Annotated in this window: 11 protein-coding genes; 5 read left to right on the top strand and 6 right to left on the bottom strand. The window is 56.6% G+C overall.

The window, feature by feature from the left end:
- Nucleotides 1-100: 100 nt before the first annotated feature.
- Complete coding sequence (glnA, locus tag ABIB18_RS20750; protein WP_031377263.1) at nt 101-1,510, bottom strand: glutamate--ammonia ligase; 1,410 nt, start codon at nt 1,508-1,510, stop codon at nt 101-103.
- A 436-nt stretch (nt 1,511-1,946) separates the two neighbouring features.
- On the opposite strand from glnA, the gene typA reads away from it, so the two are divergent.
- From typA to fabY, 5 genes are all read left to right on the top strand, one after another.
- The gene (typA, locus tag ABIB18_RS20745) at nt 1,947-3,770 is read left to right on the top strand and encodes a ribosome-dependent GTPase TypA (protein WP_046289508.1); all 1,824 of its coding nucleotides are present in this window, start codon (nt 1,947-1,949) and stop codon (nt 3,768-3,770) included.
- Nucleotides 3,771-3,982: 212 nt separating this feature from the next.
- Entirely contained in the window at nt 3,983-4,579 is a 597-nt protein-coding gene (yihX, locus tag ABIB18_RS20740; protein ID WP_354475525.1) for a glucose-1-phosphatase, read from the top strand.
- 3 nt (nt 4,580-4,582) lie between these two features.
- Nucleotides 4,583-5,452, top strand: coding sequence for a virulence factor BrkB family protein (locus tag ABIB18_RS20735; RefSeq protein WP_031375169.1), 870 nt, complete (start codon nt 4,583-4,585; stop codon nt 5,450-5,452).
- Nucleotides 5,449-5,886 carry a D-aminoacyl-tRNA deacylase gene (gene dtd / locus ABIB18_RS20730; RefSeq protein ID WP_031375168.1) on the top strand — a complete coding sequence of 146 codons (438 nt, stop codon included), beginning with the start codon at nt 5,449-5,451 and terminating at the stop codon, nt 5,884-5,886. Before ABIB18_RS20735 ends, dtd begins: the two co-directional genes overlap by 4 nt.
- 59 nt (nt 5,887-5,945) lie before the next feature.
- Nucleotides 5,946-6,893 (top strand): fatty acid biosynthesis protein FabY, encoded by a 948-nt coding sequence (gene fabY / locus ABIB18_RS20725; RefSeq protein WP_046289509.1) that lies wholly within the window; start codon nt 5,946-5,948, stop codon nt 6,891-6,893.
- 32 nt (nt 6,894-6,925) lie between these two features.
- Here the strand turns inward: fabY and ABIB18_RS20720 are convergent, their stop codons facing one another.
- The 5 genes from ABIB18_RS20720 to spoT form a co-directional block, all read right to left on the bottom strand.
- Nucleotides 6,926-8,605: an AsmA family protein gene (locus tag ABIB18_RS20720; protein WP_354475522.1), complete on the bottom strand. Its 1,680-nt coding sequence runs from the start codon at nt 8,603-8,605 to the stop codon at nt 6,926-6,928.
- Between the two features lie 118 nt (nt 8,606-8,723).
- Complete coding sequence (locus ABIB18_RS20715) at nt 8,724-10,097, bottom strand: nucleobase:cation symporter-2 family protein (RefSeq protein WP_094106101.1); 1,374 nt, start codon at nt 10,095-10,097, stop codon at nt 8,724-8,726.
- An 89-nt stretch (nt 10,098-10,186) separates the two neighbouring features.
- Nucleotides 10,187-12,265, bottom strand: a complete 2,079-nt coding sequence (gene recG, locus ABIB18_RS20710; RefSeq protein WP_031375165.1) for an ATP-dependent DNA helicase RecG — start codon at nt 12,263-12,265, stop codon at nt 10,187-10,189.
- Nucleotides 12,262-12,963, bottom strand: coding sequence for a tRNA (guanosine(18)-2'-O)-methyltransferase TrmH (trmH, locus tag ABIB18_RS20705; protein WP_354475519.1), 702 nt, complete (start codon nt 12,961-12,963; stop codon nt 12,262-12,264). The genes recG and trmH overlap by 4 nt, the downstream gene beginning before the upstream one ends.
- Nucleotides 12,964-12,966: 3 nt before the next feature.
- Complete coding sequence (gene spoT, locus ABIB18_RS20700; RefSeq protein ID WP_031375163.1) at nt 12,967-15,072, bottom strand: bifunctional GTP diphosphokinase/guanosine-3',5'-bis pyrophosphate 3'-pyrophosphohydrolase; 2,106 nt, start codon at nt 15,070-15,072, stop codon at nt 12,967-12,969.
- Nucleotides 15,073-15,082: the final 10 nt, after the last annotated feature.

Below are 15,082 nucleotides of genomic sequence, written 5' to 3'. Positions count from 1 at the left end.
TTAAGCCGAAATGAAGGCGAATGAACGGTGAATTCGCGGAGAAAAAAGCCCATCCGAAGATGGGCTGAAAGTTTCCACGGCAACAAAAACGTCTGACCAATTAAACGCTGTAGTAAAGCTCGAACTCTACCGGATGTGGCGTCATGCGGACGCGGTCCAGTTCTGCTTTACGCAATTCGATGTAAGCGTCGATGGTTTCGTCGGTGAACACGCCGCCACGAGTCAGGAACTCGCGGTCTTCGTTCAGGGCGTTCAGCGCTTCTTCCAGCGAGCCAGCAACTTTTGGAATCTCAGCTTCTTCTTCCGGTGGCAGGTCATACAGGTTTTTATCCATCGCATCGCCAGGATGGATCTTGTTGATGATGCCGTCGAGGCCAGCCATCAGCAGCGCGGTGAATGCCAGGTATGGGTTAGCCGCTGGGTCCGGGAAGCGCGCTTCAATACGACGTGCTTTCGGGCTGGCTACAACCGGGATACGGATTGAGGCTGAACGGTTGCGGGCAGAGTACGCCAGCATAACCGGGGCTTCGTAACCAGGGACCAGACGCTTGTAGGAGTTGGTGGTCGGGTTCGCCAGCGCGTTGATCGCTTTCGCGTGCTTAATGATGCCGCCGATGTAGAACAGCGCCATTTCAGACAGGCCGCCGTATTTGTCACCGGAGAACAGGTTCTGGCCGCCTTTAGACAGTGACATATGGCAGTGCATACCTGAACCGTTGTCGCCAAACATTGGCTTCGGCATAAAGGTCGCCGTTTTGCCGTAGGCGTGGGCCACGTTGTGCACGACATATTTGTAGATCTGAATTTCGTCGGCTTTTTTGGTCATGGTATTGAAGCGGGTTGCCACTTCGTTCTGACCCGCAGTCGCCACTTCGTGGTGATGCGCTTCAACCACCAGACCCATCTGCTCCATCGTCAGACACATGGCAGAACGGATGTCCTGTGATGAGTCAACCGGTGGCACCGGGAAGTAGCCGCCTTTCAGACCTGGACGGTGACCTTTGTTACCGCCTTCGTACTCTTTGCCGGTGTTCCAGGCCGCTTCGATATCGTCGATAGCAACGTGTGAACCAGAGGTCGATGAACCGAAACGGATGTCATCGAACAGGAAGAATTCAGGCTCTGGCCCAAACAGCACGGTGTCAGCGATGCCGGAAGAACGCAGGAAATCTTCAGCGCGCTTGGCAATTGAGCGTGGGTCACGATCGTAGCCCTGCATGGTGCCTGGCTCGAGAATGTCACAACGGATGATCAGCGTAGAATCTTCAAAGAAAGGATCCATGACCGCCGTAGTAGCGTCAGGCATCAGCACCATGTCTGATTCGTTAATGCCTTTCCAGCCACCGATGGAGGAGCCATCGAACATTTTGCCTTCTTCGAAGAAGTCAGCGTTAACCTGGTGAGCAGGGATAGTAACGTGCTGTTCTTTACCTTTGGTATCGGTAAAACGCAGGTCAACAAACTTAACTTCATGCTCGTTCATCATCGAGAGAACGTGTTCAGCGGACATACTCAACTCTCCTGGAAATGGTCATTGTCTACATGGTGAGGGAACGTCGTTGCCGGGAATGCGTTTCTGACTACTGCCATCCCTGACCTGGCTATTCCGGCACGCTCTTCAACCGTCGTCTGACTGGCGTTTGCGCTTAAAAGAGATAAAGCGAATTCTGTGCCAACTTTCTCCGTGTCGGTTAAATCGCCCTGTGGTGCACCTTTTTGTCCTCCGGTCGCTGCACCACGATAGTCTCAGTGCACTGTTATGGTGCTTTTGGTCGATCGTTAAGCACCAAAGTGGTGCAATAGCCCAACTTAGTGCATTTTCTGCACCGGGAACAGTGCGAATTTGCGGCAATGCAATAAACTTTCAGTGAAAAGTGTGATCGTGTTCAGTCTTCCGCTTAATCCGTGTACAATAGCGCGCTATTTCTAATGCCTGAGGCAAAGCTGTGATCGAAAATTTGCGTAACATCGCCATCATCGCGCACGTTGACCATGGAAAGACCACCCTGGTTGACAAACTGCTGCAACAATCCGGTACTTTTGATGCCCGTACCGAAGCAACCGAGCGCGTGATGGACTCCAATGATTTGGAGAAAGAGCGTGGGATTACCATCCTCGCAAAAAACACCGCCATTAAGTGGAATGACTACCGTATCAACATCGTTGATACCCCAGGACACGCCGACTTCGGTGGTGAAGTTGAGCGCGTCATGTCCATGGTGGACTCGGTGCTGCTGGTTGTAGATGCGATGGATGGCCCTATGCCGCAAACTCGCTTCGTGACCAAAAAAGCGTTCGCGCATGGTCTGAAGCCGATTGTGGTTATCAATAAAGTTGACCGTCCTGGCGCGCGTCCGGATTGGGTTGTTGATCAGGTATTCGACCTGTTCGTTAACCTCGACGCGACTGACGAGCAGCTCGACTTCCCTATCATTTTCGCCTCGGCGCTGAATGGTATTGCAGGTCTGGAGCACACCGATATGGCGGACGATATGACTCCGCTGTATCAGGCGATTGTTGACCACGTTTCTCCACCACAGGTTGAAGCTGAAGCGCCACTGCAGATGCAAATCTCGCAGCTGGACTACAACAACTACCTGGGTGTTATCGGTATCGGCCGCATCAAGCGCGGTAAAGTGAAACCTAACCAGCAAGTCACTATTATCGATAGCGAAGGTAAAACCCGTAACGGTAAAGTCGGTAAAGTGCTGACTCACCTGGGTCTGGAGCGTATCGACAGCGACCTGGCTGAAGCGGGCGACATCATCGCCATCACCGGTCTGGGCGAGCTGAATATCTCTGACACCATTTGCGATCCACAAAATGTTCAGGCGCTGCCAGCGCTGAGCGTGGATGAGCCAACGGTAACCATGTTCTTTAACGTCAACACCTCACCGTTCTGCGGTAAAGAAGGTAAGTACGTGACTTCACGTCAGATCCTTGAGCGTCTGAACAAAGAACTGGTACACAACGTGGCGCTGCGTGTTGAAGAAACCGAAGATGCTGACGCGTTCCGCGTATCAGGTCGTGGTGAACTGCACCTGTCTGTTCTGATCGAAAACATGCGTCGTGAAGGTTTCGAACTGGCGGTATCCCGTCCGAAAGTTATCTTCCGCGAAATCGATGGCCGTAAACAAGAGCCATTCGAGAACGTAACGCTGGATATCGAAGAGAACAACCAGGGTTCAGTCATGCAAGCCATGGGTGAGCGTAAAGGCGATCTGAAAAACATGGATCCGGATGGCAAAGGCCGCGTACGTCTCGACTACGTGATCCCAAGCCGTGGCCTGATCGGCTTCCGTAACGAATTCATGACCATGACCTCAGGTACCGGTCTGCTGTACTCCACCTTTAGCCACTACGACGATATTCGTCCGGGCGAAGTGGGCCAGCGTCAGAACGGCGTACTGATCTCTAACGGTCAGGGTAAAGCCGTTGCGTTCGCGCTGTTCGGCCTGCAGGACCGCGGTAAGCTGTTCCTGGGTCACGGTGCAGAAGTGTATGAGGGCCAGATCATCGGTATTCACAGCCGTTCTAACGACCTGACAGTCAACTGTCTGACCGGTAAGAAGCTGACCAACATGCGTGCTTCTGGTACGGATGAAGCGACTACTCTGGTGCCGCCAATCAAGATGACGCTGGAGCAGGCGATCGAGTTCATCGATGATGACGAACTGGTAGAAGTTACGCCACAGTCCGTGCGTATCCGTAAACGTCACCTGACTGAAAACGACCGTAAACGTGCTTCACGTGGTCCTAAAGACGCATAATCTGCGCCTTTAATTGATGAAAAGCCCCGTTATCGGGGCTTTTTTTTTGCCTGCTATTCCTGCCTGTTGCCACCAGGCCAGCGATAAGTGGTGTTGCCTGACAGGCGCATCACGCGCCGGTCAGCGTTTGCGTTTTTCTCTCTGAGGTTAGCTGTTCAGCCTGCACTTTTGCCGCTAGAGTGAATACTCCAGGGAACCGAAGGAGGCGCACCATGTTGTACATTTTTGATTTGGGCAATGTGATCATTGATATCGATTTTAACCGCGTGTTAGGTGTCTGGAGTGACCTTAGCCGCGTGCCGCTGGCGTCACTGCAAAGTCATTTCGAGATGGATGAGGCCTTTGAACAGCATGAACGGGGTGAAATCAGCGATGAGGATTTCGCGTTAGCGCTGTGTGAAATGCTGGAGATAGCCCTGAGCTACGAGCAGTTCACCGCCGGCTGGCAGGCGGTGTTTGTCGACGTGCGGCCTGAAACGCTGGCGCTGATGAACCGGTTGCGGCTGGAGGGGCATCGGGTAGTGATCCTCTCCAATACCAACAAGCTGCATTGCGCCTTCTGGCCGACTCAGTACCCGGACGTACAGCAAGCGGCCGATGCGCTCTATCTGTCGCAGGAGCTGGGAATGCGTAAGCCCGAAGCGCGGATCTATCAGCACGTGCTGGAAGCGGAAGGCGTCAGCGCCGACCAGGCGGTATTCTTTGACGATAACCAGCAGAATATTGACGCGGCGCGGGCGCTGGGGATTAAAAGCGTGCTGGTTACTGACAGCAAAACGGTGCCTGACTGGTTCGCAGGTCAGCCTTAACCCATGACGTCACGTAAATTTCGTCCCGGGCTACATGCGTTCTGGCTGTGGCTCAAACTGCTGTGGAAACGGGTTGATGAGGATGGCATGACGACCCAGGCCGGGAATCTGGCCTTCGTCTCATTACTGGCGCTGGTGCCGCTGATTGCGGTGGTCTTCGCCCTGTTTGCGGCGTTTCCGGTGTTCTCCGATATCAGCGTGCAGTTAAAGCACTTCATCTTTACTAACCTGATGCCGGCTGCGGGTAACACGCTGCAGCGCTACCTTGAGCAGTTTGTGGCCAACGTCAATCGGATGACGGCGGTCGGCGCAGTCGGCCTGATCGTCACGGCGCTGCTGCTGATGCATTCGGTCGATACTGCACTCAATACCATCTGGCGCAGCGATAAGAAGCGGCCGATGGTCTACTCTTTTGCGGTTTACTGGATGATCCTGACGCTCGGCCCGCTGCTGGCGGGCGCCAGCCTGGCCATCAGTTCCTATCTGCTGTCACTGCGCTGGATAAACGCCACCGGCGTGACCAGCCTGGTCGATCAGGTACTGCGCATCTTCCCGTTACTGCTCTCCTGGTTCGCCTTCTGGCTGCTCTACAGTATCGTTCCTACCCAACGGGTGCCGCCGCGCGATGCGTTGATTGGCGCGCTGGTGGCGGGCGCGCTGTTTGAGCTGGGTAAAAAGGCTTTCGCGCTCTATGTTACTATGTTCCCCTCTTATCAGCTGATCTACGGCGTACTGGCCGTGATCCCGATTCTGTTCCTCTGGGTCTACTGGACCTGGTGTATTGTGTTGTTAGGTGCGGAAATTACTGTCGCATTAGCCGACTATCGTCAGTTAAAACAACAGCACAGAGAAAAAGAACGCGAGGAAACATGATTGCATTGATTCAACGCGTGCAGCGCGCCAGCGTCAGCGTCGATCACGTGGTGACAGGTGAAATCGGTGCCGGATTACTGGTGTTACTGGGCGTGGAAAAAGGCGATGACGCACAGCGTGCGGAACGTCTCGCAGAACGCGTACTGGGTTATCGCATCTTCAGTGATGAGCAGGGCAAAATGAACCTGAGCGTCAAACAGGCAGGCGGCAGCGTGCTGGTGGTTTCGCAGTTTACCCTGGCGGCGGATACGCAAAAGGGGATGCGTCCCTCGTTTTCCGGCGGCGCGGAACCGGCGGAAGCTGAACGCCTGTATGAGTATTTCAGCGACTGCTGTCGTCGGCAGGGTATCACCACTGAAAATGGCCGCTTTGCTGCGGATATGCAGGTCGCGCTGGTGAATGATGGTCCTGTAACGTTTTGGTTGCAGGTGTGAGATCGTCAGCCGAGCGGCAAGGGATGAGCCACGCAAGCTCCGAACGAGAGAAACATTTTATGTATCATCTTCGCGTGCCCCAGACGGCGGAAGAGCTGGATATCTATTACCAGTTCCGCTGGGAAATGTTACGAAAACCGCTGCGTCAGCCGCAGGGTTCCGAGCGGGATGCCTGGGATGCCTTAGCCCATCATCAGATGGTGGTGGATGAACAGGGGCAGCCGGTCGCGGTAGGACGTCTGTATATCAATGCCGACAATGAAGCGGCGATTCGCTTTATGGCGGTCCATCCCTCGGTACAGGGCAAAGGTCTGGGTACGCTGGTGGCGATGACGCTGGAGTCGGTGGCGCGTCAGGAAGGGGCTAAGCGCGTTACCTGTAGCGCGCGTGAAGACGCCGTCGCCTTTTTCGCCAAGCTGGGCTACGTCAACCAGGGTGAGATTACCGCTCCACAGACCACGCCGGTACGCCATTTTCTGATGATCAAGCCGGTGGTGACGCTGGACGATATTCTGCATCGCGCCGACTGGTGCGGTCAGCTGCAGCAGGCCTGGTACGCGCATATCCCGCTAAGCGAAAAAATGGGGGTGCGCATTCTGCAGTATACCGGCCAGAAATTTATCACCACCATGCCGGAAGCGGGCAACCAGAATCCGCATCAGACGCTGTTCGCGGGCAGCCTGTTCTCTCTGGCGACGCTCACCGGCTGGGGATTAATCTGGCTGTTGCTGCGTGAACGTCATCTTGGTGGCACCATCATTCTGGCGGATGCGCATATTCGTTACAGCCAGCCGATCAGCGGTCGTCCGGGCGCCATCGCCGATCTCGGCTCGTTAAGCGGCGATCTCGATCGTCTGGCGCGAGGCCGTAAAGCGCGTGTGCAGCTTGAAGTGGAGCTGTTCGGGGATGAAGAGCGCGGGGCGGTGTTTGAAGGGGTTTACATCGTGCTGCCGGCCGATCCTGACGGACCGCTGGAAGAGGGCGGTTCCGGCGCGCGGATTAACTGATGAACAGGGCCGGTAAAACCGGCCCTGTTTTGTTATCGCACCTGACCAGCCCGCAGGGTCTGCTGTAACTGCTGGCTGTCGGTGGTCACCGACAAACTGCCATTGGTGGTCGGCCGCAGCGGCTGACCGGCTTTTAACGCGGCATTCAGCTGCAACTGCAGGTTGCTGTCACCGGTTAACGGCAGCGCCGGCCATCCCCAGTTCTGCAACACATTCACCGGCACGGCACGGCCCGTCAGCTGTAACGCCAGCGGACGATCGGGTTGCTGGCCAACTGTCGCATGCCCTTCCAGCAATCCTTTATCGCTGAAAGCACTTAGCTCAGTTACCTGAATCTGCTGCGGGTCAGCACTCAGCGTAATCGAAGGATGACGCAGATCGGTGCGATTAAAGGTCGATTCCGCCGCATTCAGGCTCAGTTTACCGGACCAGATGCCCCACTGATGCTGACGAGCCAGCAACAGGTTCTCGCCGCTGCCATCCAGCGACGTCAGCTGGAAAGGAAACGCCGGGTTAATATCGATAATCAGATTACGGTTTGAGGTGAAACGCGTCACCAGCACGCTGTCGAGCCAGTCAGGCAGGGGTGCCTGCCAGCGATCGCGCCAGTTCTGCGGCAGGGTATACTCCAGCCCGGCGACGGCAAGGGTCTTCAGCGTCAGGCGTTTATCGGCGCGCGACCAGTCACCCTCAGCCCGGATCACACCGTTGACCCAGCGTGAACTGAACTGTGTCAGCGCGATACCCTGCGGAGAAAAGTCCAGATTGACGATCGGATCGTTAAGCTCCAGCCCGCCGTTAATAAAGTTGCTGGCATTCAGCGCCAGCGAACCGTCATTGCTCTGCCAGTCATTGCCCTGCCAGTTAAGATTGCGCAGGGTCAGATCAAGATCGGTCACCGCCCAGTCAGGCCCCTGCAGACGCGCATCGGTAACATCCAGCCGGGTAATCGCAATCGACGGTACCGCGTCTGCATTACGCAGAAACTCTTTCAGGCTGCTGGCGGTCTGCAGGCGAATATCATTCAGCCGCAGCTGGTTAATTTTCCAGTTGCCCTGCGCGTCACGCTCGCCGTTGCCGGTCATCGAGCCTCGCGCCAGGTCGGCACCGACATTGTTGAACACCATCCGGCCCTGCGAGACGCTTCCCTGAATCAGCACATTTTCGCCGGGCACCTTATTCAGCGTCATGCTGCCTGCACTCATCTGGAAGCGGGCATCACGGCCCAGCATATCGCTGGCGGTGGGTTTCCACGGCAGAATACCGCCGTTCACCTGCTGTGCGAACAGCGGCAGCGCACTGTTGGGGCTGTCGATACGCATGTTGTTGAGTTGCAGGCGCTGAGCCTGAATCGGCAACGCGCTTGTGGGCGTCAGGTTGGCCAGATTAACTTCGCCGTCACGCAGTTCGATGCTGCTGAAGTGCAGCGGATCGCTGAACTGCACCAGTGCCAGGCCCAGATCAACGCGTTTTGCCACCAGAACTGCAGGCTGACCATCGTGACCAAAGCTGAAGTCATCCAGAATGACGTGAGAGGGTGAGGAGAAGTTGTGCTCAATTTTACTCAGGGAGAGATGCCACTCCGTTTTGTCGCTCACCCATCGGCTAAACCAGCCTGCACCCCACTGTGTTTGCAGCAGCACATAGATCACCACCAGGATGAACAGCAGCAGCAAAAGTAAGGTGAGGAAAAACTTTCCAAGAAATTTCATAGCATCCTTCCCGAGTTAAATCCGGTGAGAGGTTGTTATGCCTGAATTACCGTTACAGCTCAACAGCCTGGATGTAAATCCGACTAAATAGCAGACGGGCCGAAGCCCGTCGTGAGCCTTACTTCTCTTGCGGAAAAATCAGGTTAAGCACGATAGCGGTAATCCCACCCGCCGCAATGCCGGAAGAGAGCAGGGTTTTCAACCACTCAGGCGCAAATTGCAGGATCAGCGGCTGCTGCGATACGCCCAGTCCTACCGCCAGCGACAGCGCGATAATCATAATTGCGCGACGGTTGAGCGGCTCGCGTGACACGATGCGCACGCCGGAGGCGGCGATGGTACCAAACATCACAATGGTGGCACCGCCCAGCACCGGCTCAGGAATATGCTGCACCAGTCCACTGACCGCCGGGAACAGGCCCAGCACAATCAGCATCAGCGCCACCACAAAACCGACGTAGCGGCTGGCGACGCCGGTTAACTGGATGACGCCGTTGTTCTGGCCGAAGCAGGAGTTGGGGAAGGTGTTGAACAGCGCTGACACGCAGGAATTAAGGCCGTTAGCCAGCACGCCGCCCTTCAGACGCTTCATGTAGAGCGGACCGCTCACCGGCTGCTCGGAGACATCCGACGTCGCGGTGATGTCGCCAATGGTCTCCAGCGAGGTCACCATAAACACCAGCATCAGCGGAATCAGCAGGTTCCAGTCGAAGCCCAGCCCGTAATAGAGCGGCGTCGGCACCGCAATCAGCGGTTGATCGGCTGGCGTGCTGGCGGCGGGCAACATATTCAGCGCCCAGGCCAGCAAATAGCCGACCGCCATCGCGATTACCAGTGAGGCGACGCGCAGATAGGGATTTTTCTGGCGATTCAGCAGCACGATCACCAGCAGCACCGCACCTGCCAGCAGCAGATTTTTCGGGGCACCAAAACTGTGGTCGGCGATGGCGCTAAAGCCGCCGCCAATCGACGTCAGTCCGACCTGAATCAGCGACAGACCAATAATCATCACCACGATCCCGGAGACCAGCGGCGTAATAATCCGGCGCGCCAGATGCAGAACGCGTGACAGCACCATCTCAGTACAGGAGGCGACCATCAGCGTGCCAAACAGCGCCGCCATCATGGCAGGCACATCAGCACCGCCATTTTTCAGCGCCATCCCGCCCATAATCAGCGGCGTGACGAAGTTAAAGCTGGTGCCCTGAATCGATAACAGGCCTGAACCCACTGGTCCCCAGGTTTTGATTTGCAGCAGCGACGCCACGCCCGACGCGAACAGCGACATGCTGATGATGTGCTGGGTATCCTGGGCGGGCAAGCCCAGAGCCTGACAAATCAGCAGGGCAGGAGTGATCACGGCAACAAACATGGCTAACAGATGCTGACCGGCGGCGAACAGCGTTTGCGGCAGCGGTGGGCGATCTTCAAGACGATAGATCAGTTCACTGTGATGGGTAGAGGGTTGATCTGGCTGCGGATTGGTGGACATCTTCTACTGTTCCCGAAAAATAGTGTGGCGATTGTAATCATCCGCCGGCTAAAAGCAATCGTTTGCCCGGCGAGGATAAAAAACGCCGATCAGACGTTGGTGTAACGGGTGTTCTCCGGCAGCCAGCGTTCAATCAGGGCGCTGGCCTGTTCCGGATAGTGCTGGTGGATATGTCGCGCCACGCGCTGGACTTCAGGCACCATCGCCTGGTCACGCAGTAAATCCGCCACTTTGAACTCGGCGTTGCCGGTCTGGCGGGTGCCCAGCAGCTCGCCAGGCCCGCGAATCTCCAGGTCAAACTGCGCAATCACGAAGCCGTCATTGCTGTCACGTAACACCTGCAATCGCTTCTGGGCGGTTTTGCTCAGCGGGGCTTTATAGAGCAACACGCAATGCGAGGCAACCGCGCCACGGCCGACCCGTCCGCGCAGCTGATGCAGCTGCGCCAGGCCTAACCGCTCCGGGTTCTCGATAATCATCAGGCTGGCATTGGGCACGTCTACGCCCACTTCGATCACCGTGGTCGCGACCAGCAGTTGCAGCTGATTGGCTTTAAACGCCTGCATCACCGCCTGCTTTTCAGCCGGTTTCATCCGGCCGTGTACCAGACCGATATTGAGGTCGGGCAGTGCGGTTTTGAGGGCTTCCCAGCTGGCTTCCGCCGCCTGCGCTTCCAGCAGGTCCGACTCTTCAATCAGCGTACAGACCCAGTACGCCTGACGGCCTTCGCGACAGGCATGTTCGACCCGCGCAATGATCTCATCGCGGCGGGTATCGGGAATGGCGACCGTGGTAACCGGTGTGCGTCCCGGCGGCAGCTCATCAATCGTCGAGGTATCGAGATCGGCATAGGCGGTCATCGCCAGGGTGCGGGGGATCGGTGTTGCCGTCATGATCAACTGATGCGGATGGAAGCCCTGTTCCTCGCCCTTTTCCCACAGCGCCAGGCGTTGATGGACGCCAAAACGGTGCTGCTCGTCGATAATCACCAGCGCCAGACCGTTAAATTGCACCTGCTCCTGGAACAGCGCATGGGTGCCGACCACCATGGCAACCTGTCCGCTGGCAATGGCATCCTGCTGAGCCTGACGTGCTTTTCCTTTCTGTTTTCCAGCCAGCCAGCCGACTTCAATCCCCAGCGGCGCAAACCACTGGCGGAAGTTGCTGGCGTGCTGTTCAGCCAGCAGTTCAGTCGGGGCCATCAGGGCGACCTGTTTACCGTGCGCAATTACGTTCAGCGCTGATAATGCCGCCACCAGCGTTTTACCGGAGCCGACATCTCCCTGCACCAGCCGCATCATCGGGAAGTCATTGGCCAGGTCATGCTCGATCTCTGCCACCACCCGCTTTTGCGCGCCGGTGGGCGAGAACGGCAGCGCGGCCAGCAAGCGATCGCTCAGATCATGGCGCGCCGGCATCGGCAAGGCGTAATAGCGCTGCGCACCGGCGCGTACCGCCAGCATGCTGAGGTTATGCGCCAGCAGCTCTTCCAGAATCAGACGCCGCTGTGCCGGATGGCGACCGCTCTCCAGTTCGCTCAGTTTGAGATCGGGGGGCGGACGATGCAGCGTGCGTAGCGCATCGGGCAGGCTGATTAAGCCGCCGCTCAGCTCCTGAGGCAGCAGCTCGGCAATCGGGCAACTCTCCAGCAGCGTCAGCGCCTGATCGGTGAGATTACGCAGCGTAGCCTGTCGGATGCCTTCAGTGGTGGGGTAGACCGGCGTCAGCGTCTCCTCCAGCGCCACATTGCTGTGTTCGCCCTGGATACGGTATTCAGGATGGATAATCTCGGCACCGCGCTGGCCGCGTTTGATCTCACCGTAGGCGGTAACGCGACGTCCCGGTGCCAGGCTGTTTTTCATGCCGGCATTGAAGTTAAAGAAGCGCAGAGTCAGCACGCCGCTGCCATCGCTGATCTGACACACCATCATCCGGCGGCGGCCAAAAGTAATGTCGGAATGCAGCACTTCGCCTTCTACCGTGGCCCAGATACCGGGCAGCAGATCATCAATGGCGTAGAGTTGGGTACGATCTTCGTAACGCAGCGGGAGGTGAAGCAGCAGATCCTGAATGGTGTGCAGGCCAATTTTGGCCAGCTTTGCTGCCTGGCTGGCACCGACGCCGGTCAGGGTACTGAGCGGAATGGCATCCAGCAGGCGGCCTTTCATCTTTTACTTTTACCGGTTGATTGCATAGTGGCCCACCAGTTGGCGTCAGCTTCAATGTCACCTTCGGCGTTGATGCGCGGATAAGGCAAGCCTTTCTGCCGGGCGACGCGCGCCAGCACCGGAAAACCGCCTTCGAACAGCAGACGCTGCTGCTCATCCTCATCCAGCAGGCTGTAATCACGCTGGTAAAGGCCGGCGTTCTGCCGTTGGCGCTGGGCTTCATACAGGATCAGGGCGGAGGCCACCGAGACGTTCAGCGACTGCACCATACCGACCATCGGAATAATAATCTGCTGATCGGCCAGCGCCAGGGCTTCATCGGTAATGCCGGTTTTTTCCTGACCCATCAGGATGCAGGTGGGGCGGGTATAATCAATCTCGCGGAAGTCGACGGCGTCGGCTGACAGATGCGTGGCTAAAACCTGCATCTTCTGCTGTTTAAGCTGTGCTACGGCGTCGCCAATCGTGCGATGCGTCACCACCTTTACCCAGCTGTTGCTGCCGGCAGAGGCGGACGCCTGGGTGCGCATCCGCTGGCTCGGCCAGACCGCATGCACTTCATGAATGCCCACCGCATCGGCGGTGCGGATCACTGCGGAGACGTTATGTGGTTTATGCACCTGCTCCATGCAGACCGTGAGATCGTGCTGGCGCAGCGCCAGCATCGCCTGAATTCGGGCAAAACGTTGATCGTTCATGCACTAATTACGGTTACGGTGAACTTTGATCACATCCGGCATCACGCGAATTTTACGCATGATATTGGCCAGATGGACGCGATCGCGGGCGGTCAGACGGATAAAGGCGCTGTAAACCCGGCCATCGCGCTCTTCGGTGTTCAGGCTCTGAATGTTAGAACCGGCAGTGTTAATCGCCGCCGTCAGGTTGGCCAGCGCGCCCTGATGGTTAAACATATCGACCTTAATTTCGGCCACAAACTCCTGCTCAGTCACTTTGTCCCATTCAACCGGCATGAATTTTTCCGGCTCTTTCTGGTAACCGCGAATATTTCGACAGGATTCGTGATGCACCACCAGGCCTTTGCCGGGACTGACGTGCGCAACAATCGGATCGCCGGGAATCGGTCGGCAGCATTTGGCGAAGGTGATCAGCACGCCATCAGCGCCTTTGATCGGCAGCTTGCCGCGTTTGCTGTTGCTAATCGCTTTGCTGTCAGCCTGCAGCAGATTTTTCGCCACCACCACGCTCATCGCATTGCCAAGACCAATCTCCGCCAGCAGATCATCCAGCGAGGTCAGCTTCATGCGATCCAGCTCCTGCCTGATATTCTCAGGTGGGATTTCCGCCAGTTTACGACTACCGCCCAGCGCATGGCTCAGCAGGCGACGGCCCAGATTGACCGAGTCTTCGCGTTTGAGGTTTTTCAGTAACTGACGGATTTTGGCGCGGGCTTTGGAGCTGACGACAAAGTTAAGCCAGGCGGCGTTAGGTCGGGCGCCCGGTGCGGTGATGATCTCAATCGTCTGGCCGCTGGCCAGTGACTGCGACAGCGGATAAGGCTGGCGATCGACACGAGCGCCAACGCAGGCATGGCCAATATCCGTGTGCACCGCATAGGCGAAATCCACCGGCGTGGCGCCTGTCGGCAGCTCAACGATGCGCCCTTCAGGCGTGAAGACGTAGATCTCATCAGGGAAGAGATCGGACTTCACGCTTTCAATAAATTCAAACGAACTGCCGGCGCTCTGTTGCAACTCCAGCAGGCTTTGCAGCCAGCGCTGAGCACGAATCTGTGCCGTGGTGCCACTTTCGCCCGCCTGTTTGTAAGCCCAGTGCGCAGCGACCCCCATTTCCGCCATCTGATCCATATCCTCGGTGCGAATCTGCACTTCAACCGGCACACCATGTGGACCGATCATTGAGGTATGGAGCGATTGATAGCCGTTCGCTTTGGGGATGGCGATGTAATCTTTGACCCGGCCCGGACGCGGCTTATATAAGCTGTGCATCTGGCCCAGAACGCGATAGCAGGTATCCAGATCTTTCACGATAACGCGAAAGGCATAGATATCCATGATCGAGTGAAAACGCTGCTCTTTCAGCGTCATTTTGCGGTAGATCGAGTAAAGATGCTTTTCACGACCGCTGACGCGGCAGGGAATGCCCGCTTCCTGCAGACGGCCATCGATCTCAGAAAGAATCTTCTGGATCATCTCTTTACGGTTACCGCGTGCCGCCTTCACCACCTCTTTGATCACCCGATAACGGTTCGGATAAAGAGCTTCGAAACCGAGTTCTTCGAGTTCTGTTTTGAGGTGATGAATACCCAGACGATGCGCCAGAGGACTGTAAATTTCCAGCGTTTCCAGCGCGATACGGCGACGTTTATCCGGGCGTAATGCGCCGAGGGTGCGCATATTGTGAGTGCGGTCAGCCAGCTTGATGAGAATGACGCGGATATCCTGCACCATCGCCATAATCATCTTGCGGAAGTTCTCTGCCTGAGCCTCTTTCTTGTCGCGGAATTTCAGCTTATCCAGCTTAGAAACACCTTCGACCAGCTCCGCAACGCTCTTACCGAAGAGTTGTTCCATATCCTGGTAAGTGGCGGGCGTATCTTCGATTACGTCATGCAGCAGCGCGGCCATCAATGTTTCATGGTCGAGCTTCATTTCCGCCAGAATACAGGCCACGGCAACCGGATGGGTGATATAAGGCTCACCGCTGGAGCGTGTCTGTCCCTCGTGGGCATCACGTGCGACAAGGTAAGCTTGCTGGAGGCGCTTGATATGCTCCTCTGGCAAGTATTTTTCAATCAGTTGATTGAGGCTTTCAAACAGATACAAGGGTGACCTG

Origin of the sequence: Pantoea sp. UYEF8, assembly GCF_040546285.1 — a bacterium.
Taxonomy (GTDB): domain Bacteria; phylum Pseudomonadota; class Gammaproteobacteria; order Enterobacterales; family Enterobacteriaceae; genus Pantoea; species Pantoea brenneri.
The sequence above is the reverse complement of the archived record's forward strand: the minus strand, read 5'-3'. Positions and strand labels throughout refer to the sequence as shown.